This is a genomic window from Streptomyces sp. CB03238 (genome assembly GCF_002099185.1).
Taxonomy (GTDB): domain Bacteria; phylum Actinomycetota; class Actinomycetes; order Streptomycetales; family Streptomycetaceae; genus Streptomyces.
The window spans coordinates 6,898-28,321 of record NZ_NBCN01000033.1; the positions used below are offsets into that span (position 1 = coordinate 6,898).

16 protein-coding genes are annotated in these 21,424 nt (G+C 73.1%); 9 read left to right on the plus strand and 7 right to left on the minus strand.

Annotation, left to right across the window (positions count from 1 at the left end):
• On the minus strand, positions 1–727 hold a 727-nt coding region (locus BKD26_RS40700), incomplete at its 3' end, for a hypothetical protein (protein ID WP_179166830.1).
• A gap of 154 nt (positions 728–881) precedes the next feature.
• Between BKD26_RS40700 and rimP the strand changes: the two genes are divergently transcribed.
• The 9 genes from rimP (at position 882) to BKD26_RS35505 (ending at position 12,632) form a co-directional block, all read left to right on the plus strand.
• Positions 882–1,394, plus strand: coding sequence for a ribosome maturation factor RimP (rimP, locus tag BKD26_RS35465; RefSeq protein ID WP_084906874.1), 513 nt, complete (start codon positions 882–884; stop codon positions 1,392–1,394).
• Between the two features lie 2 nt (positions 1,395–1,396).
• Positions 1,397–2,392, plus strand: coding sequence for a transcription termination factor NusA (gene nusA, locus BKD26_RS35470; RefSeq protein WP_084906788.1), 996 nt, complete (start codon positions 1,397–1,399; stop codon positions 2,390–2,392).
• 130 nt (positions 2,393–2,522) lie between these two features.
• Complete coding sequence (locus BKD26_RS35475; protein WP_073754649.1) at positions 2,523–2,816, plus strand: YlxR family protein; 294 nt, start codon at positions 2,523–2,525, stop codon at positions 2,814–2,816.
• A gap of 148 nt (positions 2,817–2,964) precedes the next feature.
• Positions 2,965–6,054, plus strand: coding sequence for a translation initiation factor IF-2 (gene infB, locus BKD26_RS35480; RefSeq protein ID WP_084906790.1), 3,090 nt, complete (start codon positions 2,965–2,967; stop codon positions 6,052–6,054).
• 138 nt (positions 6,055–6,192) lie between these two features.
• Positions 6,193–6,486: a DUF503 domain-containing protein gene (locus BKD26_RS35485; protein ID WP_073754651.1), complete on the plus strand. Its 294-nt coding sequence runs from the start codon at positions 6,193–6,195 to the stop codon at positions 6,484–6,486.
• A 51-nt stretch (positions 6,487–6,537) separates the two neighbouring features.
• Entirely contained in the window at positions 6,538–6,984 is a 447-nt protein-coding gene (gene rbfA / locus BKD26_RS35490) for a 30S ribosome-binding factor RbfA (RefSeq protein WP_084906792.1), read from the plus strand.
• Positions 6,981–7,880 carry a tRNA pseudouridine(55) synthase TruB gene (truB, locus tag BKD26_RS35495; protein WP_084906794.1) on the plus strand — a complete coding sequence of 300 codons (900 nt, stop codon included), beginning with the start codon at positions 6,981–6,983 and terminating at the stop codon, positions 7,878–7,880. Before rbfA ends, truB begins: the two co-directional genes overlap by 4 nt.
• 198 nt (positions 7,881–8,078) lie before the next feature.
• The gene (locus BKD26_RS35500; RefSeq protein WP_084906796.1) at positions 8,079–11,645 is read left to right on the plus strand and encodes a serine protease; all 3,567 of its coding nucleotides are present in this window, start codon (positions 8,079–8,081) and stop codon (positions 11,643–11,645) included.
• A 42-nt stretch (positions 11,646–11,687) separates the two neighbouring features.
• On the plus strand, positions 11,688–12,632 hold the full coding sequence (locus BKD26_RS35505) for a bifunctional riboflavin kinase/FAD synthetase (protein ID WP_084906798.1): 945 nt from the start codon (positions 11,688–11,690) through the stop codon (positions 12,630–12,632).
• A 379-nt stretch (positions 12,633–13,011) separates the two neighbouring features.
• Here the strand turns inward: BKD26_RS35505 and BKD26_RS35510 are convergent, their stop codons facing one another.
• The 6 genes from BKD26_RS35510 to BKD26_RS35535 all read right to left on the minus strand — a co-directional run bounded on the left by BKD26_RS35510 (position 13,012) and on the right by BKD26_RS35535 (position 21,343).
• Positions 13,012–13,983, minus strand: coding sequence for an ABC transporter ATP-binding protein (locus tag BKD26_RS35510; protein ID WP_084906800.1), 972 nt, complete (start codon positions 13,981–13,983; stop codon positions 13,012–13,014).
• Entirely contained in the window at positions 13,980–14,936 is a 957-nt protein-coding gene (locus BKD26_RS35515; protein ID WP_084906803.1) for an ABC transporter ATP-binding protein, read from the minus strand. The genes BKD26_RS35510 and BKD26_RS35515 overlap by 4 nt, the downstream gene beginning before the upstream one ends.
• Positions 14,933–15,817: an ABC transporter permease gene (locus tag BKD26_RS35520; protein ID WP_084906805.1), complete on the minus strand. Its 885-nt coding sequence runs from the start codon at positions 15,815–15,817 to the stop codon at positions 14,933–14,935. Before BKD26_RS35520 ends, BKD26_RS35515 begins: the two co-directional genes overlap by 4 nt.
• Entirely contained in the window at positions 15,814–16,842 is a 1,029-nt protein-coding gene (locus BKD26_RS35525) for an ABC transporter permease (protein WP_084906807.1), read from the minus strand. Before BKD26_RS35525 ends, BKD26_RS35520 begins: the two co-directional genes overlap by 4 nt.
• 3 nt (positions 16,843–16,845) lie before the next feature.
• Positions 16,846–18,675, minus strand: a complete 1,830-nt coding sequence (locus BKD26_RS35530) for an ABC transporter substrate-binding protein (RefSeq protein ID WP_084906809.1) — start codon at positions 18,673–18,675, stop codon at positions 16,846–16,848.
• A 169-nt stretch (positions 18,676–18,844) separates the two neighbouring features.
• Complete coding sequence (locus BKD26_RS35535) at positions 18,845–21,343, minus strand: SCO5717 family growth-regulating ATPase (protein WP_084906811.1); 2,499 nt, start codon at positions 21,341–21,343, stop codon at positions 18,845–18,847.
• Positions 21,344–21,424 lie beyond the last annotated feature (81 nt).

Genomic DNA, 21,424 nt, shown 5'->3' on the forward strand with positions numbered 1-21,424 from the left:
GCGCGTCGGCCGCCCGCCGCACCGCCGCGGCCAGCTCGGCGACCGCGACGCCGGCATCGGCGGGCACGGGCCCGGGGGCCATGGCCACCCCAGCCCCACCGGCACCCGGGTCCGCCGCACGACCGGGACCGCCCGGCCCGGCGGGCACCCCCGGCGTACCGGGGCCGGCCGCCGCCCCCGGCGCCGCCGGACCTGCAGGGGCCCCCGCGCGGGCGGGAACCTCCGCCGCCATCGGCGCACCCGGCGATCCCGGCCCCGCCGGGGCCCCTGGACCATCCGGCGCGGTGGGCGCACCCGGCCCCGCCGGGGCCCCTGGACCTGCAGGGGCTACCGCGTGGGCTGAACCCCCCGGGATCATCGGCGCACCCGGGGCGCCCGCGCGGGCCGGGCCGTCCGGGGGCGCCGGGGTCGTCGGGGTGGGCGACGTGCCCAGCGGGGCCAGGGCCGTCACGTGGGCCGCGACCGCCGCGCGCAGCGGGGTCAGCCGGGCGGTCAGCGAGGGGTGCGCGGCGAGCACGGCGTCGTACCGCGCCAGCAGCGCCGCGCTCGTCGCTGCCGAACGGCGGCGCAGTGCCGTCTCCGCGCGGGCCGCGCGTTCCACCTCCGCCGCGGACGACGACGTACCGCCGAGGCCGCCGTCCGACGTGCACGCCCCGAGCACACCGGCCGCGGCCACCGCGCCCGTCGCGATGAGCGCACGTCTCCGTGTCGTCCCCGTACGCCCCACGCGTCACTCCCTCCACCCAAAGCCCAAGATCACCGCAGGCGAGCGTACCCGCGGCTCGCGCGAGGTGGACGGCAACACCCCCCGCGACCGGATACCCTTTGATCTGACACGCGACGATCCACACAACAGCACACGCGGCCGAGGAGTCACCCGGATGAGCACCACCCAGAGCGAAAGGCTGCGCGGGCTGCTGGAACCGCTGGTCAGCGACAGGGACCTGGACCTCGAGGAGATCGAGGTGTCCCGGGCGGGCCGGCGGCGGATGCTGAGGATCATCGTCGACTCGGACGAGGGCGTGGAACTCGACGCCTGTGCCGAGCTGAGCCGCGCCATCTCCGACAAGCTCGACGAGACGGACGCGATGGGCGACGAGGAGTACGTCCTCGAAGTCAGCTCGCCGGGCGCCGACCGCCCGCTGACCGAGCACCGCCACTACGTTCGCGCCACCGGCCGCCTCGTGAAGCTCCAGCTGACCGCCCAAGGGGCAGAGGGAGCCGGGGAGCTGGTGGCCCGCATCCTCTCCGTGGACGACGACGGCCTCGATCTCGAGGTGCCGGGCGTGAAGGGGCGCAAGCCCACCGCCCGCCGCGTGACGTTCGGGGACATCGCGAAGGCGCGCGTGGAGATCGAGTTCAACCGCAAGGACAAGAAGGAAGAGGAGGCGTAGCCGTGGACATCGACGTGAAGCTCCTGAGGGGCTTGGCGCAGGAGAAGGAGATTCCCTTCGACCTGCTGGTCGAGGCGATCGAGTCGGCCCTCCTCATCGCCTACCACCGCACCGAGGGAGCCCGCCGTCACGCCCGTGTCGTGCTGGACCGGCAGACCGGTCATGTGACGGTGTGGGCGAAGGAGGACCCGGCCGATCTGGAGGAGGGGCAGGAGCCCAAGGAGTTCGACGACACGCCGTCGGACTTCGGCCGGATCGCGGCGAGCACCGCCCGTCAGGTCATCCAGCAGCGGCTGCGGGACGCCGAGAACGACGTGACGTTCGGCGAGTACGCCCGCCGTGAGGGCGACATCGTGGCCGGCATGGTGCAGCAGGGCAAGGACCCCAAGAACGTCCTGGTCAAGCTGGACGACAAGCTGGAAGCGATCCTTCCGGTGCAGGAGCAGGTGCCGGGCGAGGAGTACACGCACGGGCTGCGGCTGCGGACGTACGTCGTCCGCGTCGCCCGGGGCGTGCGCGGTCCGTCCGTCACCCTGTCGCGTACACATCCCAATCTGGTGAAGAAACTGTTCGCGCTGGAGGTCCCCGAGATCGCGGACGGTTCGGTCGAGATCGCGGCGATCGCCCGTGAGGCCGGTCACCGCACCAAGATCGCGGTCCGGTCCACCCGTTCGGGCCTGAACGCCAAGGGCGCCTGCATCGGCCCGATGGGCAGCCGTGTGCGCAATGTCATGGCCGAGCTGCACGGTGAGAAGATCGACATCGTCGACTGGTCGGACGACCCGGCCGAGATGGTGGCGAACGCCCTGTCCCCGGCCCGGGTCTCCAAGGTGGAGGTCGTCGACCTCGCCGCCCGGTCCGCCCGCGTGACCGTGCCGGACTACCAGCTGTCGCTGGCGATCGGCAAGGAGGGGCAGAACGCCCGCCTGGCCGCCCGCCTGACCGGCTGGCGCATCGACATCCGCCCGGACACCGAGCAGCCCTCCGAGCAGGACTGAACCCGCTCCGGGATCCGCTCCGGGGAATAGAACTCGCCATGGTCACGTTGTGCGATGGCGAGATCACGACAACAACCGTTCGATTTTTGCCCCAAAGGGGTGAGGTCGGTGCGGGGAGGTAGACTTAACCGTGTCTGGCCGGACGCATGCCCGCGCCTGCCCTGAGCGAACCTGTGTGGGATGCCGGGAGCGAGCGGCCAAGCGCGATCTGCTGCGCATCGTGTTGATCAAGGGCGGCTGCGCCCCCGATCCACGCGGTACGCTGCCCGGCCGGGGTGCTTATGTGCATCCCGCCTCGGTCTGTCTCGACCTGGCGGTCCGCCGCCGGGCGTTCCCCAGGGCCTTCAGGGTCCAGGGGCCGCTCGAAGTCGCGGACGTCCGCCAGTACGTCGAGCAGTCGGCACCCGTAAGTTCGGCACCGTAAGAAGAAGTACGGCACGGAACACCGTGCGGTCAGGTACCTCGCGAGTTGGAAGTAGGTCGAGATTGCGATGAGCACTCGATGAGTACGCGATGAGTACGCCCATGAAGTAGCGACGGTCCGGCGGTAACCCGGACCTAAAAGGAGCGAAGTGGCTAAGGTCCGGGTATACGAACTCGCCAAGGAGTTCGGTGTAGAGAGCAAGGTCGTCATGGCCAAGCTCCAGGAACTCGGTGAATTCGTCCGTTCGGCGTCTTCGACCATCGAAGCGCCGGTTGTACGTAAACTGACTGACGCGCTGCAGGGGCCCGGCGGCAACGCCGGCAAGTCCGCAGCCAAGCCGGGCGCGCCTCGCAAGGCCGCGCCTGCCAAGCCTTCCCCCGCCGCGCCCTCCCCGGCGCAGGCGGCACGTCCCGCCGCCCCGAAGCCCGGCGCCCCCGCGCCGAAGCCCGCGGCGGCCGAGAAGCCCGCGGTGGCGGAGAAGCCCGCGACGCCGGCCCCCGGCCCGCGTCCCACCCCGGGTCCGAAGCCCGCGGCGGCGCCCAAGCCGGCGCCCGCCTCGCCGGCTCCGACCGCCCCGGAGTTCACCGCGCCCCCGTCGGCCCCGGCCGCCGGTCCCCGGCCCGGTGCCACCCCCGGTCCCCGTCCCGCCGGCCGCCCGCAGGGCGAGCGCGGTCAGGGCGGCGAGCGCGGTGGCCGTCCCGGCGGCGCCCCGCGCCCCGGTGGCGAGCGTCAGGCCCCCCGTCCGGGTGCCCCGCGTCCCGCGGGTCCGCGTCCGGGCAACAACCCGTTCACCTCTGGTGGCTCCACCGGCATGGCGCGCCCGCAGGCGCCCCGTCCGGGCGGTGCCCCGCGTCCCGGCGGCGCCGGTGCCCCGGGCGGTCCGCGTCCGCAGGGCGCCGGTCAGGGCGGTCCCCGTCCGCAGGCCGGTCCCGGTGGCCCGCGTCCCACTCCCGGCGGCATGCCCCGTCCCCAGGCCCCGCGCCCGGGTGGCGGCCCCGCCGGTAACCGCCCGAACCCGGGCATGATGCCGCAGCGTCCGGCTGCCGGTCCCCGCCCCGGCGGTGGCCCCGGTGGCGGTGGCCGTGGTCCCGGTGGCGGCGCCGGTCGTCCCGGCGGCGGCGCAGGTCGTCCCGGTGGCGGCTTCGCCGGCCGTCCGGCCGGTCCCGGTGGCGGTGGCGGCGGCTTCGCCGGCCGTCCCGGTGGCGGCGGTGGCGGCGGCGGTCGTCCCGGTGGTCCCGGTGGCGGTGGCGGCGGCTTCGGCGGTCGTCCCGGCTTCGGTGGCCGTCCCGGCGGTCCCGGTGGCCGTGGTGGCACGCAGGGTGCGTTCGGCCGTCCCGGCGGTCCGGCGCGTCGTGGCCGTAAGTCGAAGCGGCAGAGGCGCCAGGAGTACGAGGCCATGCAGGCCCCGTCGGTCGGCGGCGTGATGCTGCCTCGCGGCAACGGCGAGACCGTTCGCCTGTCGCGCGGTGCGTCCCTCACCGACTTCGCGGAGAAGATCAACGCCAACCCGGCGTCCCTCGTCGCGGTCATGATGAACCTCGGCGAGATGGTCACCGCCACGCAGTCCGTCTCCGACGAGACGCTGCAGCTGCTCGGCGACGAGATGAACTACACGGTTCAGATCGTCAGCCCCGAGGAGGAGGACCGCGAGCTGCTCGAGTCCTTCGACCTCGAGTGGGGCGAGGACGAGGGCGGCGAGGAGTACCTCGCGCCGCGTCCGCCGGTCGTGACCGTCATGGGTCACGTCGACCACGGTAAGACCCGACTGCTGGACGCGATCCGCAAGACGAACGTCGTCGCGGGCGAGGCCGGCGGTATTACGCAGCACATCGGTGCGTACCAGGTCGCCACCGAGGTCAACGGCGAGGACCGCAAGATCACCTTCATCGACACCCCGGGTCACGAGGCGTTCACCGCCATGCGTGCCCGTGGTGCGAAGTCCACCGACATCGCGATCCTCGTGGTCGCGGCCAATGACGGTGTGATGCCCCAGACGATCGAGGCGCTGAACCACGCCAAGGCGGCCGACGTGCCGATCGTGGTCGCGGTCAACAAGATCGACGTCGAGGGCGCCGACCCGGTCAAGGTGCGCGGTCAGCTGACCGAGTACGGCCTGGTGGCCGAGGAGTACGGCGGCGACACCATGTTCGTCGACATCTCCGCCAAGCAGGGTCTGCACATCGACTCCCTGCTGGAGGCCGTGATCCTGACGGCCGACGCCTCGCTCGACCTCCGGGCCAACCCGGAGCAGGACGCGCAGGGTATTGCCATCGAGGCCCACCTGGACAAGGGCCGCGGCGCCGTCGCGACCGTCCTGGTCCAGCGAGGCACGCTGCGGGTCGGCGACACGATGGTCGCGGGCGACGCCTACGGCCGTGTCCGCGCCATGCTCGACGACAAGGGCGAGAACGTGGAAGAGGCGGGTCCCTCGACCCCGGTCCTCGTCCTCGGCCTCACCAACGTCCCGGGCGCCGGCGACAACTTCCTGGTGGTCGACGAGGACCGTACGGCCCGTCAGATCGCCGAGAAGCGTGCCGCCCGTGAGCGCAACGCCGCGTTCGCCAAGCGCGTGCGCCGCGTCTCCCTCGAGGACCTGGACAAGGTGCTCAAGGCCGGCGAGATCCAGCAGCTCAACCTCATCATCAAGGGTGACGCTTCCGGTTCCGTCGAGGCGCTCGAGTCGTCGCTGCTCCAGCTCGACGTCGGCGAAGAGGTCGACATCCGGGTCCTGCACCGCGGTGTCGGTGCGGTCACGGAGTCGGACATCGACCTGGCGATGGGCTCCGACGCCATCGTCATCGGCTTCAACGTCCGCGCGGCCGGCCGTGCCGCGCAGATGGCGGAGCGCGAGGGCGTCGACGTCCGGTACTACTCGGTGATCTACCAGGCCATCGAGGAGATCGAGGCGGCCCTCAAGGGCATGCTCAAGCCGGAGTACGAAGAGGTCGAGCTCGGTACGGCGGAGATCCGCGAGGTCTTCCGCTCGTCCAAGCTGGGCAACATCGCCGGTGTCCTCATCCGCTCCGGCGAGGTGCGACGCAACACCAAGGCGCGCCTCATCCGCGACGGCAAGGTCATCGCGGAGAACCTCAACATCGAGGGTCTGCGTCGCTTCAAGGACGACGTCACCGAGATCCGCGAAGGCTTCGAGGGTGGTATCAACCTCGGAAACTTCAACGACATCAAGGTCGACGACGTCATCGCGACGTACGAGATGCGCGAGAAGCCGCGCGGCTGATCCAGCCACGGCAGCCGGGGCCGGTCGGCGGAAGTATTTCCGTCGATCGGCCCCGGCCGTTGCGTGTACGGTTCTTGGTGTCCCTGCCAAGTGGTTGGCGGGGCCCTGAACCCGAACCGGCGGGACATCCGGGCACACATGTATGTGGGGACTCTGTCCTTCGACCTGCTCCTCGGCGACGTACGGTCGTTGAAGGAGAAGCGCTCCGTCGTCCGCCCGATCATCGCGGAACTGCAACGCAAATTCGCGGTGAGTGTGGCGGAGACCGGCTCCCAGAACCTCCATCGCAGGGCCCACATCGGCCTCGCGATGGTGTCCGGGGACGTCGGGCACTTGACGGACGTGCTGGACCGGTGCGAGCGCATGGTCGCCGGCCGGCCCGAGGTGGAGCTGCTGTCGGTACGCCGGCGGATGCACACCGATGAAGACTGAACGTGTCGCGGCGCGGCACGACGAACGTAGGACGAAAGAGGAGAAGGACCGGTGGCCGACAACGCGCGGGCCCGCAAGCTGGCCGATCGCATCCAGGTCGTGGTCGCGGAGACCCTGGACCGGCGTATCAAGGATCCGCGACTGGGCTTCGTGACGATCACGGACGCCCGGGTCACCGGTGACCTGCGGGAGGCCACGGTCTTCTACACGGTCTACGGCGACGAGGAGGAGCGGGCGGCGTCCGCGGCGGCCCTGGAGTCCGCCAAGGGCATCCTGCGCTCCGAGGTGGGCAAGCAGACCGGCGTCCGCTTCACGCCGACCCTGACCTTCGTACCGGACGCCCTGCCGGACAACGCCCGCACCATCGAGGACCTCCTCCACAAGGCGCGGGCCAAGGACGAGGAGGTGCGCGAGGTGTCGACCGGCAAGACGTACGCCGGCGAGGCCGACCCGTACCGCAAGCCCGAGGACGAGGACGAGGGCGAAGCCCCGGAATGACACAGCAGAACAAGACGCCCGACGGGCTTGTCATCGTCGACAAGCCGTCGGGCTTCACTTCGCACGACGTCGTCGCCAAGATGCGCGGGATCGCCAGGACCCGACGCGTCGGACACGCGGGGACGCTCGACCCGATGGCGACCGGAGTCCTGGTCCTCGGCGTCGAGAAGGCCACCAAGCTCCTCGGTCACCTCGCGCTGACCGAGAAGGAGTACCTGGGCACCATCCGCCTCGGGCAGAACACCGTCACCGACGACGCGGAGGGCGAGATCACCTCGTCCACCGACGCCTCCCGGGTCACCCGCGAGGCCGTCGACGGGGAGGTCGCCAAGCTGTCCGGCGCCATCATGCAGGTGCCGTCCAAGGTCAGCGCCATCAAGATCGACGGCAAGCGGTCGTACGCGCGCGTGCGGGGCGGCGAGGAGTTCGACATCCCGGCCCGCCCGGTGACGGTGTCGTCGTTCCAGGTGTACGACATGCGCGACGCCGTCGCGGAGGACGGGACCCCGGTCGTCGACCTGGTCGTGTCGGTGGTCTGCTCCTCCGGTACGTACATCCGCGCCCTCGCCCGCGACCTGGGCGCCGGGCTCGGCGTCGGCGGCCACCTCACGGCCCTGCGGCGCACCCGGGTCGGCCCGTACAAGCTGGACGCGGCCCGCACGCTGGACCAGCTCCAGGAGGAGCTGACCGTCATGCCGATCGCCGAGGCTGCGGCGGCCGCGTTCCCCCGCTGGGACGTGGACGAGCGGCGGGCGAAGCTGCTGCTGAACGGCGTACGGCTGGACATGCCCGCGTACGACACCGCCCCGGTGGCGGTCTTCGGGCCGGAGGGGCGCTTCCTGGCTCTGGTGGAGGAGAAGAAGGGCAAGGCCAAGAGCCTGGCCGTCTTTGGTTGACCGCGTCTCGGCTGATGGCCGAGCACCGTGGAGCGGGCAACAAGGCCCGCTCCACGACCCCCTCCCCAAGGGTCTGTCCGCCCGGAACCGCGGATTCACCCACTTGGGCAGGCGCTCGGAGTGAATGACGGGGGCACTCGGGGGCGCTTTCGAACCGCGTCCTTCTCCCGGTGATCAACGCCGCCCTACCGTCGAACCATGGAACGCGGGGAACGGGCGACGCTGGTGCGGATCTGCGATCCGGCGGGCCGGACCCGGGGGGCCGGCTTTGTCGCCGACGACGAGGGCACGGTCGTGACCAGCCACGAAGCCGTGGACGGGCTCGACCGGGTCGAGGTGCGCGCGCCCGGCGGCCGCACGTACGTGGCCGGGACCGATGCCATCACTCCGCTGCCCGAGGCCGATCTGGCGCTCGTGCGCACCGAGGGGCTCGGCGTGAGCCCACTGCCGGTGGCGGCCCGGGGGCGCGTCGAGGCGGGGACGTACGTACGGATCGCCGCGCACGGCTGGCGCGAGGCGCGCGTGCTCGGCACCGCCCGGGTGACCTACACGGCCGCCGACCGGTTCCACCTGCTCGGTGACGTGCTGGAGCTCGCCATCGGGACCGAGGGCAGCGAGGCGCTGCGGCGGGGCGGCGAGGCCGCCGGTGGCCCCGTCCTGGACGCCGCCACCGGCGCGGTACTGGGCGTGCTCGGGACGGCGCTGCACGCCGGGCACCGGGCGGCCGGGCTCGCCGTCCCGCTCGCACGGGTCGCCGCGGCGGCGCCCGACGGCCCGCTGGCCGCGCTGCTGCGGCGCAACGCCGCCACCGTCCCCGCGTACGGCGCCGACCTGAACCTCGCGGGTGTCCTCCGGCTCGCCGCTACGACGGGCGGGCCCGCCGGTGGGACCAGCGCCTGGCCCGACCCGGTGGAACGGCGCGCCGTCGCCGACGAGTTGGCGGCCTTCGAGGCGTCGGACGCCGTGGCGTTCGCCCTCGTCGGCGAACCGGGCACCGGCCGGACCACCGAACTGCGCGCCCTCGCCGCCCGCCGCGCACGGGGCGACGCGCCCGCCCCCACCCTCTGGCTGCGCGGCGCCGACCTGCGCGCCGACGACACGTCCCTGGCCGACGGCGTCGGGCGGGCGCTGCGGGCGGCCGGCCGGATCGTGGCCTGCTCGGGCGCCCACAGCGACATGGGCACCGCCACCCCCGAACGGGTGGCGCGGCTCGCCCTCGACTGGGGGCGCCCCCTCCTCGTACTCCTCGACGGGCCGGAGGAGATGCCGCCCGCCCTCGCGCACCGGCCCGCCGCGTGGACCGCCGGGACCGTGTCGTGGCTGCGCGCGCACCGCGCCCGGCTCGTCGTCGCCTGCCGGCCCGAGCACTGGGAACAGGCGGGCGCCCTCTACCCCTCCGGGGCGCTGCACCGGCCCGGGCGGCCCGCGTGGCGGCTGCCGGACGCGCTGCGGATCGGCGACCTCGCCGGGCGCGAAGCGAAGCGGGCGCGGGAATGGTACGGGCTGCCCGGCGATGCCCTCGCGGCGGACGACGCCCGGCACCCGCTGGCGCTGCGGCTCCTCGCCGAGGTACGGGAGGCCCTGCCCGGGGACGTACCGGGGCGGCCCGGCCGGGCGGAGGTCTTCGCCGCGCACCTGGACCTGATGTGCCTGCGCGTCGCCGTCCGGATCGCCGCCGCGTCCCGGCCAGCGCTGCGAGGCGGCGCGGTACGGCGGCTGGCCGCGCGGGTGGCGGGCCGCGTCCACGAGGCGGCGCGGCGCTGCCTGGGGCCCGGACAGGGGGAACTGTCCCGCGAGGCCTTCGAGGAGCTGTTCCCCTGGGCGACCGGCTGGGCCCCCGCCGTCCTGACGGAGGGCCTCCTGGTCCCGGCGGGCGCCGGCTACCGGTTCGCCCACGAGGAGTTCGGCGACTGGATCCAGGGCACCCACCTGGACCTCGACGCGGCGCTGGACGCGCTGGTCCACGGCGAGGACCCCGTGGAGGACGCCTTGGAGGTCCAGCCCGCCCCTCCCGTTCTCCCCGTCCCGCGCCACCGGATCGGCCCGGTCCTCCAGGCGCTCCTCCTCCTGGACCGCGCCCAGGGCCCGTCCGCCCTGGCCCGGCGGCTCGAGGCCCTTATCGACGCCATCGACACCATCGACGCCATCGACGCCTTGGACGAGCACGAGGAGCGGGGCGGCGTGGGTGTGGACGGATCCGGGGAGGGGCGGCTTCAGGACGCCGAGTGGTGGGGCGCCCGGTTGCTGGGCGAGACGCTGCTGAGGGTGCCGGACCTGCGGCCGTACCTGGGCGTGTTGCGGCGGCTGGCCGAGCGCGTCGCCGCCGGCTCCGTCAGCGGCGGTGCGCTCGGCGAGTTCGGGCCCTGGTTCTGGGAGCGGCTCCGCCTCGGCGAGGACGACCGCCTCGACCTGCTGCGCCGGCTCGTGCCCGCCGACGGGCCGCCCGGGAGGTGCGACGCCCCGCGCTACCTGGACGCCGTCGCCCTACGCCTGGCCGCCGACCCACGAGGCGTACAGCCCCTGCTGTGCCGCTGGTTCACCGACGAGCGGCCGCTGCTCGCCGAGCCGGGCGCGCGGGTGCGGCCCACCGTCGCCGGGGCGGCGCAGGCCCTGCTGTACGCCCACCGTGACCTGGCCGTCGACGACCTGTGCGAGGCGCTCGTGACCACCGCGCACCCGCGCGCCGACGAGCTGCTCGCCGCCCTCGCCGAGGACGAGCCCGCCGCGCTGTGCCGCGCCGTCGACCGCTGGGCCCACGACGACACCCGGCCCGGCCGCCGCGTGGCCGCCGCCGCGTACGGGCAGCTGCTCGCCGCGCACGTCACCGCCGACGGGGACCGCGAACTGCTGCGGTACGCCGCCCGCGCGCTCCTCGCCCGCCCCGGGGACCAGGCCCTGCACGGACCGGCGCTCGGCCTGCTCGTACGCGACCCGCACAGCCGCTCCCCGTACCTCCGCCAGGCCCTGGCCGCCTTCCGCGCCGGGACCCCCGGGCTGCCCGCGAGCGCGCTCGCCGCCGCGCTGCACACCCACCCCGAGCAGGTCCTCGCCGCGTTCCGTCGCCGGCTCCTCGACGGAGGCCCGGGTCCCGGGGCCGTACTGGAGGTGCTCGCAGAGGTGCGCACGCCCGCGCTCGCCCGCCGCGCCGCCGACCTGGTCCGGGCGTACGTCGACCGCCACCCCGACGGCGCCGTCCACGCGGCCGGATACGTGGACCGGCGCCTGGAGCAGGGCCCGGCCGCCCGGGCCGTCCTCTTCCCGCTGGTCAGCGGAGTGCTGCGGGGCAGCCCCGTGGAGGTCCGCGGCGCGCTCGCCCCGGTCCTCGCGGCGCCCGGGACGCGCGCGTCACGGCCGCTGCGCGACGAGCTCCTCGACGTACTCCTGGAATACGAGCAGTACGAGAGCCACGACGGCCGCGACCTCGCCGTACTCGACGCGCTGCTGCGGGCCGCCGCGCTCGGCGCCGCGCGGCGCCCGGAGGCACGCACCCGGGAGCTGGTCCACCGCACCGGGCTGCTCCTCGTCCGTACGCTGGAGGGCGCCACCTGCTTCGACCGGCGGCTCGTCGAGCTCGCCCGGGAGGTGCCCGGATTCGCCGCCCTGGTGGTGGGATGGCTGCGGCAGGCCCCGGGAGACTGGGCGTTCGTCGTCGGACCCAGCGCCCGCCGGACCGTCGAGAGCCTGGGCGGCACCCCGGCCGGTCCGGCCCATCCGATGCCGATGCGGGCCGGAAGCCGTGGGCATGGCAGTCTTAGACCTGCGTAAGCGGTCAATGACGTACACGGGTTCGGGCGAGGAGCGGTCACAGTGCAGCGCTGGCGTGGCTTGGAGGACATCCCCCAGGACTGGGGGCGCAGCGTCGTCACCATCGGCTCCTACGACGGGGTGCACCGCGGACACCAGCTGATCATCGGGCGGGCGGTGGAGCGGGCGCGTGAGCTCGGCATCCCGTCGGTCGTCGTGACCTTCGACCCGCATCCGTCGGAGGTCGTCCGCCCCGGCAGCCACCCGCCGCTGCTCGCCCCGCACCACCGGCGCGCCGAACTGATGGCCGAGCTCGGCGTCGACGCGGTGCTCGTGCTGCCGTTCACCGCCGAGTTCTCGCAGCTGTCGCCGGCCGACTTCATCGTGAAGGTGCTCGTCGACAAGCTCCACGCGCGCGCCGTCATCGAGGGCCCGAACTTCCGTTTCGGGCACCGGGCGGCCGGGAACGTGGACTTCCTGCGCGAGATGGGCGCCACGTACGACTACGAGGTCGAGGTCGTCGACCTGTACGTGCGCGGAGAGGCGGGTGGCGGCGAGCCCTTCTCGTCCACCCTGACGCGGCGCCTGGTCGCCGCCGGTGACGTCGAGGGCGCCGCCGAGATCCTGGGCCGGCCCCACCGTGTGGAGGGCGTGGTCGTACGCGGCGCACAGCGCGGCCGCGAGCTGGGCTACCCGACCGCGAACGTCGAGACCCTGCCGCACACCGCCATCCCGGCCGACGGCGTCTACGCCGGCTGGCTCACGGCGGCGGGCGAACGCATGCCGGCGGCGATCTCGGTCGGCACGAACCCGCAGTTCGACGGCACGGAGCGGACGGTCGAGGCGTACGCGATCGACCGCGTCGGCCTCGACCTGTACGGGCTGCACGTGGCGGTCGACTTCCTGGCGTATGTCCGGGGGCAGGAGAAGTTCGCGTCCATCGAGGACCTGCTGGAAGCGATCGCGGACGACGTGAAGCGCTGCCGCGACCTCACCTCCGGCCGGTAGGCCCGCCCTCCGGGCCACACCACGCTCCACGCCCGTCGGGCGACACCACGTCCACGCCCGCCGGCAGTCGTCCCGCCGTACCCCGCCCCCCGTTGTGGGCAATCGTCCCGCAGGGCGGGACGGGTGGGCACAACGGGACGGGGCGGTGCCCCTTCCCGGTTCACCCCGGGGCGGTGCCGTTTCCGGTGCCCGGCCGGACCGGCGGACACCCCGGGTGCGTGGGGGGGTGCCCCCTCCGGGCTTGTCTCTCCCCCAGAGGGGGCACCCCCACGAGGCCGGCGGCGTTGGGCACGGGCAAGGGAGCCGTTACGGCGCCGCCGACCTCTGCGGGGACGACCCTGCACGGCCCCACCCCGGCCGGACGCCGACTGCGGTCCCGTCAGGGCGCCGTGCCGTGTACGTGGCACGCCGCCGCCCGGCCCCGTCCGTGCAGGACCGGGAGGTCACGCGTGCGGCACGCGGAGGCCAGGCCCGCCCGGTCCGCCTCCCCGGACGCCAGAACCTGGCACCGCGCGTGGAAGCGGCACCCGGCCGGGACCCGGGAGGGGTCGGGGGGTTCGCCCGCGAGGACCACCGGGGCGGTGGGGGATTCCGGGAGGACGGAGAGGAGCGCCTGGGTGTACGGGTGACGCGGCGCCGAGAGGACCTCCTCCACCGTGCCCGTCTCGACGATCCGCCCCAGGTACATCACCGCCACCCGGTCGGCGATGTTCCAGGCCAAGCCCAGGTCGTGCGTGACGACCAGCGCGGACAGGCCCAACTCGTCGCGCAGGCGCAGAAGGAGGGCGAGGATCTCGCCGCGTACCGAGGCGTCCAGGGACGCGACGGGCTCGTCCGCGACGATGAGCTCGGGTTCGAGGACCAGGGCGCCGGCGATGACGACCCGCTGCCGCTGGCCGCCCGACAGTTCGTGCGGGTAGCGCAGGAAGAAGCGTTCCGGGGGGCGCAGCCCGGCGCGGGAGAGGGCGGAGGCGACGGCGGCGTGTTCGTCACCGGCGTACCCATGGATGCGGAGGCCCTCGGCGACCGCGTCGTACACGGTGTGCCGGGGGTTGAGGGAGCCGCTCGGGTCCTGGAGTACGAGCTGGACGCGCCGCCGGTATGCCTTCAGGTCGCGGGAGGTGTACGAGAGCGGTGACCCGTCGAAGGTGACCGAGCCGGATGCCGGGCGCACCAGGCCCAGGAGCGAGCGCGCCAGGGTCGTCTTGCCGCAGCCCGACTCGCCGACGAGCGCGACGATCTCGCCCGCGCCGATGTCGAGGTCGACCCCGTCCACGGCGCGGGAGGGCGGGGCGCCGCGCCGGCCCGGGAAGGTGATGTGCAGGTCGGAGGCCGACAGCAGGGGGTTCATGCGGGGCTCCCGTGGGTCAGGACGCACGCCGAACGGTGCCCGGGCGCCGCCTGGACGAGTGGCGGGTCCTCGGACGCGCACACCTCCAGCGCGACCGGGCAGCGCGGGTGGAACGTACAGCCGGACGGCAGCGCGGCCGGGTCCGGCGGATCGCCGGGCAGGCCGCGCGGGGCGAGCCGGGAGGCCGGGTCGCCGATGCGGGGGAAGGCGGCGGCCAGGGCGCGCCCGTAGGGGTGCCGGGCCGCGTCGTACACCTGCCGTGCCGGGCCCTCCTCGACGATGCGCCCCGCGTACATCACGGCCAGCCGGTCGCATGTGTCGGCCAGTACGGCGAGGTCGTGACTGATCATGACCAGGCTGATGTCCTGTTCGGTGACCAGACGCTCCAGCAGCCGCAGGATCTGCGCCTGGATCATCACATCGAGCGCGGTGGTCGGCTCGTCCGCCACGATCAGCCGGGGCTCGCAGGCCAGTGCCATGGCGATCATCACGCGCTGCCGCTGCCCGCCGGACAGCTCATGGGGGTACGCGGCGGCCCGGGCGGCCGGCAGCCCCACCTGTTCCAGCAGCGCGCCCACCCGCTTGCGGGCCGCGCCCGGGGTCGCCTGCCGGTGGACGAGGAGGGGCTCGGCGATCTGGTCGCCGATCCGGTGCACCGCGTTCAGCGAGTGCATGGCGCCCTGGAACACGATCGACGCGCCCGCCCACCGTACGGCCCGCAACCGCCCCCACTTCATGGTCAGGACGTCCTCGCCGTCCAGCAGGACCTCGCCGCTCAGCCGTGCGGTGGCGGGCAGCAGCCGCAGCAGCGCGAGCGCGAGGGTCGTCTTGCCGCACCCCGACTCGCCCGCGATGCCCAGCTTCTGCCCCGCCCCCATGGTCAGGTCGACACCGCGTACCGCGGCGGTGCCTTCGTAGGTGACGTGCAGGTTCCTGATCGTGAGGACGCTCAACGGCCCGCTCCCAGCCTCGGGTTGAGCACGGACTCGATCGCCCGCCCGCACAGGGTGAAGGCGAGCGCGACGGCCGCGATGGCGATCCCGGGCGGCGCCAGGTACCACCAGTGCCCGGACGAGACCGCGCCCGCCTCGCGCGCGTCCTGGAGCATGCCGCCCCAGGAGACGACCGTCGGGTCGCCCAGGCCGAGGAAGGCGAGGGTCGCTTCGGTGAGGATCGCGGTGGAGATGCACAGGGTGGTCTGCGACAGCACCAGCGGCATGACGTTGGGCAGGACGTGGCGGCTCATGATGTGGCCGTGGCCGCCGCCGAGCGCCGTGGCGCGTTCGATGTACGGGCGGGACTCCACCGCGATGGTCTGGGCGCGGACGAGGCGGGCGGTGGTGGGCCAGCTGGTGACGCCGATGGCCAGGATCACCGTCCACATGCTCCGCGACATCACCGTGGCCAGCACGATCGCCAGCACCAGCGCCGGCATCACCAGGAACCAGTCGGTGACGCGCATGACGACCGTGGAGAACCAGCCGCCGAAGTGGCCTGCGAGGATCCCCACGAGCGTACCGATGGCGACGGACAGCGCCGCGGCGAGCAGCCCGACGGCGAGCGAGACGCGCGCGCCCCAGACGAGGAGGCCCAGCAGGGAGCGCCCGAACTGGTCGGTGCCGAGGGGGAATCGGCCGCTGGGTGACTCCAGTGCCGTACCGGGCGCGTTGGTCACGCTCTGTACGTCGTCGCCGACGAGCAGCGGTGCCGTGAGCGCGACGAGGGCGATGAGGGCGAGGGCGCCGAGCCCGTACAGCCCGGTCCGGTGTTTGCGGTACTGGCGCCAGAAGCGTGCCACGGACTCGCGTCGCCTGGTCCACGTCAAGGAGGTCATCGGCCCACCCGGGGGTCGAGCAGCGGGTACAGCAGGTCCGCGAGGAGGTTCATGAGGATCATCGCGCCGGCGAAGACCACGAACAGCCCTTGGACCAGCGGGAGATCGGGTACGGAGAGGGCTTGGTAGAAGAGCCCGCCGAGCCCCGGCCAGGAGAACACCGTCTCGACGAGGATGGACCCGGCGGCCACATGCCCCAGGTTGATGAAGATCATGGTGACGGTCGGCAGGAGGGCGTTCGGTACGGCGTGTCTGCGGCGTACGGCGTCGTCGCGCAGGCCCTTCGCCCGCGCGGTCGTCAGGTAGTCGCTGCCCATCTCGTCGAGCAGCGAGGCACGCATCACCAGCAGCGTCTGCGCGTACCCGACCGCCACCAGGGTGAGGACGGGCAGCACCATGTGGTGGGCGACATCGAGGACGTACGCGAAGCCCGTCTCGTCCCCGGACTCCATGCCGCCCGTCGGGAACACGCCGGGGACCGGGCCGATGCCCACCGAGAAGACGATGATGAGCAGCAGCCCGAGCCAGAACGACGGCACCGACCAGAGGGTCAGCGCGACGCCCGTGTGGATCCTGTCGCCGAGGCCGCCGTGGCGCCAGGCCGAGCGGGTGCCGAGCCACAGGCCGATCGCCGAGTAGACGACGACGGCGACACCGGTGAGGAGGAGGGTCGCGGGGAGCTTGGTCGCGATCAGCTCGCCGACCGGTGCGCGGAACTGGTACGACATGCCGAGATCGCCGGTCAGTGCCTTGGCGCAGTAGTCGGTGAACTGCTGCCACAGCGGCAGGTCGAGGCCGAACTGCCGGCGTAGCGTGGCCATTTGCTCGGCGGACGTCGGCATGCCGTGCGTCATGGCCTTGACCGGGTCGCCGGGGATGATGCGGAAGAGGAAGAAGCTGGTCACGAGCACGGCGAAGAGGGAGACGGCCGCGCCGCCCAGCTTGCCCGCCAGGTAGCGCGGATAGGCGCTCGTCGTCGTGCCCGGGCGCCGCACCACATCGGCGGGCGAGCTGACCGTCGTCATCGGCTACTCGCGGTCGTCGGCGGTGGAGCGGCGGCGTACGGCGGCCCAGACGCCCACGGCGAGGAGGACGACGGCGGCGGGACCGAGCACCAGCCACAGCCCTGTCGAGGAACCGGAGTCCTTGCTCCCGCTCGCCGCGGCGGCCGGCTCCGCGGACCACCAGCTCCAGTAGCCGTCCTGGCCGTAGATGTTGCCGCCGTCCGCGGGCATCGTGGTGATGGACGCGATGTGGTCCGTGCGGTACGCCTCGACCGCGTTGGGGTACGCCATGACATTCATGTACCCCGTGTCGTACAGCCGCGATTGCAACTGCTTGACCAGATCGGCGCGTTTGGCGGGGTCGTACTCGACGGACTGCTTGGCGTACAGCTCGTCGTACTTCTTGTCGCAGATGAAGTTGTCCGTCGCGCCGGTGTCCTTGGTGGTGGCGGGCAGCGCGGCGCAGGTGTGGATGGACAGGACGAAGTCGGGGTCGGGGTTGACCGACCAGCCGTCGAAGGCGAGGTCGTAGTCGCCCTTGAGCCATGGGTCGGAGACGTTGTCGAGGCACTCGACCTTCAGTCCGATGCCGAGCTTGCCCCACCACTCCTGGAGGTACTTGCCGACCGCCTTGTCGTTGGGGTCGGTGGCGTGGCACAGGATGCGGAAGTCCAGCGGCCTGCCGTCCTTGCCGACGCGCTTGCCGCTGCTGTTCTTCTTGTATCCGGCCTGCTGGAGGGTCTGTTCCGCCTTGATGGGGTCGTAGTCGATCCGCTGGGCGCCTTCCGGTTTCCAGAAGTACGTGCCGAAGCGTGGCGGGATGTAGCCCTCGCCCTCCACGGCGTGGCCCTGGAAGACCTTGTCGACGATCGTCCTGCGGTCGACGGCGTGGAACAGCGCCTTGCGGACCGCCGGGTCGAGCAGCGCCGGGTGGCCGCTGCCGAACTTCTTGCCGTCCTTCGATCGCGCCCCCGGGTTGGTGGCGAGGGCGAAGAAACGGCGGCCGGGCGCGTCGTTCACCTTGATGTTCTCGGCCGACTTCAGGGACGCGGCCTGGGCGGGGGTGAGGTTCGGTACGAAGGACACCTCGCCCTTGCGCAGCGCGGCGACGGCGGCGTCACCGTCCTTGTAGTAGCGCAGCACCAGCTCGTCGAACTTCGGCGCCCCGCGCCAGAAGGTCTTGTTCGGCTTGAGCTTCACGTACTGGTCGACCTGGTAGTCGGTGATGACGAACGGCCCGTTGCCGACGATCGGGAACTGCTTGTCGTTGTTGAACTTCGAGAAGTCCCCGACCTTCTCCCAGATGTGCTTGGGCACGATCGGGACGTCGAGGGCCGTCATGGTGGCCTGCGGCTTCTTCAGCTTGATGACCAGCGTCCGGGGGTCGGGCGCGGTGACCTTCTCGAAGTTGGCGGTGAAGCTGCCGTTGGCGGTGGCGGCGTTCTCGTCCGTCATCATCTTGGTGAAGGTCCAGGCCGCGTCCTCGGCGGTGGCCTGCTTGCCGTCCGACCACGTGGAGTCGGAGCGGATGGTGTACGTCCACGTCAGCTTGTCCGGCGACGGCTTCCAGGCGGTGGCGAGGCCGGGGATGGTGCGCGCGTCCTTGGCGTCGTAGTTGGTCAGGTACTCGTAGGTGAGCCGGTGGATGCTGGTGGAGACCAGCCGCTGGGCGAGGAAGGGGCTGAGGGAGTCCACGCTCTGCGACACGGCGACGGTGAGGACGGTCTTGTCGCCGCCCTCGTCCGCCTGTGCCTGTGCCGGCTGGCCGGCGGTGAGGGAGGTGACGGCGATACCTGAGGCGATGCCTGAGGTGAGAAGCAGGCGGAGGGAGCGGTGTGGAGCCTTGGTGACCATGAGGTTGACCTCGCGTCGATCTCGGGGCGCCGGCTGGTGAAGCGAAGGTCTATCAGCGGGGGAGGACCGAGTCAACGATGCGTCAAACCCGTTGTGTACTGCGGGAATACGGCGAGGGCCCGCACCGTGCTGACGGTGCGGGCCCTCATTGGTCCAGTCCTCTGTCGCGCTACTGCTGAGGGGCTGGCGGCGCCTGCGGGGGCCACCCGGGGGTGGGCTGCTGGGCCGGGGGCATGGGCTGACCGGGCTGACCCGGCTGCTGGTACGGCTGCCAGCCCTGCGGCGGTACGCCGGGCTGCTGCTGGGGCGGGTACGGCTGCCCTGGCATGGGCTGGCCGTGACCCGGCATGGGCTGACCCGGCACCGGCGGGGCCATCTGCGGCGGCATGGAGCCCTGGCCGGCACCCGTCCACAAGCCCTGCGCCTGCTGCGCCCGTACGAAGTCCTCGGCGACCATCGCGGAGAGGTTGAAGTACGCCTCACGCGTCTTCGGCCGCATCATGTCGAGGTCCACTTCGGCACCCGCCGCCAGGTGCTCGTCGAACGGCACCACGATCACCCCGCGGCAGCGCGTCTCGAAGTGCTGCACGATGTCGTCGACCTTGATCATCTTGCCGGTCTCGCGGACGCCCGAGATCACCGTGAGCGAGCGCTGCACCAGCTCGGCGTACCCGTGCGCGGACAGCCAGTCGAGCGTGGTCGACGCACTGGACGCACCGTCGACGGACGGGGTCGAGATGATGATCAGCTGGTCGGCGAGGTCGAGGACGCCGCGCATCGCGCTGTAGAGCAGACCCGTGCCGGAGTCGGTGAGGATGATCGGATACTGCTTGCCCAGGACGTCGATCGCCCGCCGGTAGTCCTCGTCGTTGAACGTCGTCGAGACGGCCGGGTCCACGTCGTTGGCGATGATCTCCAGACCGGAGGGCGCCTGCGAGGTGAAGCGGCGGATGTCCATGTACGAGTTGAGGTACGGGATCGCCTGGACGAGGTCACGGATGGTGGCCCCGGTCTCGCGGCGCACGCGGCGGCCGAGCGTACCGGCGTCCGGGTTGGCGTCGATCGCCAGGATCTTGTCCTGCCGCTCGGTCGCCAGGGTGGCGCCGAGGGCGGTGGTCGTCGTGGTCTTGCCGACGCCGCCCTTGAGGGAGATGACCGCGATCCGGTAGCAGGACAGGACCGGCGTACGGATCAGGTCGAGCTTGCGCTGCCGCTCGGCCTCCTCCTTCTTGCCCCCGAGCTTGAAACGGGCGGCGGCGGAGGGGTTACGGCTGGACTTGGCCTTCTGCTTGTTGTTGCGCAGCAGGCGGTCGGAGGACAGCTCGACGGCCGCGGTGTACCCGAGTGGCGCCCCCGGCACGGACCGCTCGCGCTGGTCGTGCGTGACGGACGTGGGCCAAGCGCCCCCGGTCCGCGGATCGACGGGCGGCTGCTGGGGCTGCTGGGGCTGCTGGGGCTGCTGGGGCTGCTGGGGGAACCCGTACCCACCCTGCGGCGCAGGCGCCTGCGGCGGCAACGCCCCACCGGGCCCGGGCTGCGGCGGCTGCGCCTGCTGGCCGGGGTGTGGGAAGCCGTATCCGTCTTGGGGGGCGGGCTGGGGTGCGGGCTGTGGTGCTGCCTGGGGGCCGGGCTGCGGCTGGGGCTGGCCCGGGTGGGGGAAGCCGTAGCCCTGAGGTGCCGCCTGCGGGGCGGTCTGGGGCTGCCCGGGCTGCGGGAAGCCGTACCCGCCCTGGGGCGCGGCCTGCGGCGGCAGCGGCGCGGCGGGTGCTGGCGCAGGCGCGGGCGGAGCCGACTGCTCCTGGGTCGGGGCCGGCGGTACGGGCCACTGCGGCGCACCCGTCGGGGCGGCCGGCTGGAACGCGGGCGGCAGCGGCGGCAGCGCCGCGCCCTGCGGGCCCGGCGGGGGAGACCACGGCTGCACCGGCTCGGGCGCGGGCGGGGCAACGTCCTGGGGGGCAGCGTCCTGCGGCGCGGCGTCAGCCACCGCCTCGGCAGCCTCGGCCTCCGCCTCCTCCGCCCCCTCGGTGCCGCCGCCGTCCGCCGCGACTTCGGCGCGCTCGTCGCTGTCCGCGCCGCTCTCGACGGCATCGTCCCCGGGAGCGTCCTCCTCGGCGGCCTTGGCCCCGCCCTCCTCCGAGTCCCCGGAGGAGCCCTCGGGAGCCGACGCCGACGTGGCGGCCTCGCGCTCCGCGATCTCGGCCATCTCACGCTTCAACGCGGCCGGAGAGAAGCGCATGGTGGCCCCGCTCTCCACATCGCCGCCCCCGAACGGCTGCCGGGCCTCGCCGGAACCCTGTTCAGCCGAAGGAGCGGGTGCCGGAACGGGAGCGGGCGCCGGAGCAGGCGCAGGCTCATCCGCAGCCGGAGGCGCCGGAGGAACGGGCGCCGCAGCAGGCGCCCCCGGCGCCCAGTTCGGCTCGAAACCGTCGCTCTGCGGCGCCGGCAGCCCCGGCACAGCCACCGGCGTGGCCCCGCTCGGCGGCGGGGGAGGCGTGACCGCCGCCCCGCCGCCCGACGATGTGTCGCCCGCGTTCTGCGTGTACCAGGCAGGCGGGGTGTAGTCGATGGTGAACTCACCCGTCATCTCGGCGGGATCCGCGTCGGACTGATCGTCGACGGGCGGCGCGTTCCAGCCGCCCCCGCGGATCTCGTCCCGATCGCCGTTCACTTTGCCTCCTGGTGTGGTCGAGCACCCTTGTGCCGTCGTTGGGTGGGGGCGACCGTTCCTGTCGTCGTCCGTCCGCCCGGC

What these genes read in the sequence shown, in the direction of transcription:
- truB (WP_084906794.1), top strand. Translation starts at nt 6,981, where the DNA reads ATGACACAGCAGAACAAGACGCCCGACGGGCTTGTCATCGTCGACAAG.
- BKD26_RS35500 (WP_084906796.1), top strand. Translation starts at nt 8,079, where the DNA reads ATGGAACGCGGGGAACGGGCGACGCTGGTGCGGATCTGCGATCCGGCG.
- rimP (WP_084906874.1), top strand. Translation starts at nt 882, where the DNA reads ATGAGCACCACCCAGAGCGAAAGGCTGCGCGGGCTGCTGGAACCGCTG.
- BKD26_RS35485 (WP_073754651.1), top strand. Translation starts at nt 6,193, where the DNA reads ATGTATGTGGGGACTCTGTCCTTCGACCTGCTCCTCGGCGACGTACGG.
- BKD26_RS35530 (WP_084906809.1), bottom strand. Translation starts at nt 18,675, where the DNA reads ATGGTCACCAAGGCTCCACACCGCTCCCTCCGCCTGCTTCTCACCTCA.
- BKD26_RS35525 (WP_084906807.1), bottom strand. Translation starts at nt 16,842, where the DNA reads ATGACGACGGTCAGCTCGCCCGCCGATGTGGTGCGGCGCCCGGGCACG.
- BKD26_RS35520 (WP_084906805.1), bottom strand. Translation starts at nt 15,817, where the DNA reads ATGACCTCCTTGACGTGGACCAGGCGACGCGAGTCCGTGGCACGCTTC.
- BKD26_RS35510 (WP_084906800.1), bottom strand. Translation starts at nt 13,983, where the DNA reads ATGAACCCCCTGCTGTCGGCCTCCGACCTGCACATCACCTTCCCGGGC.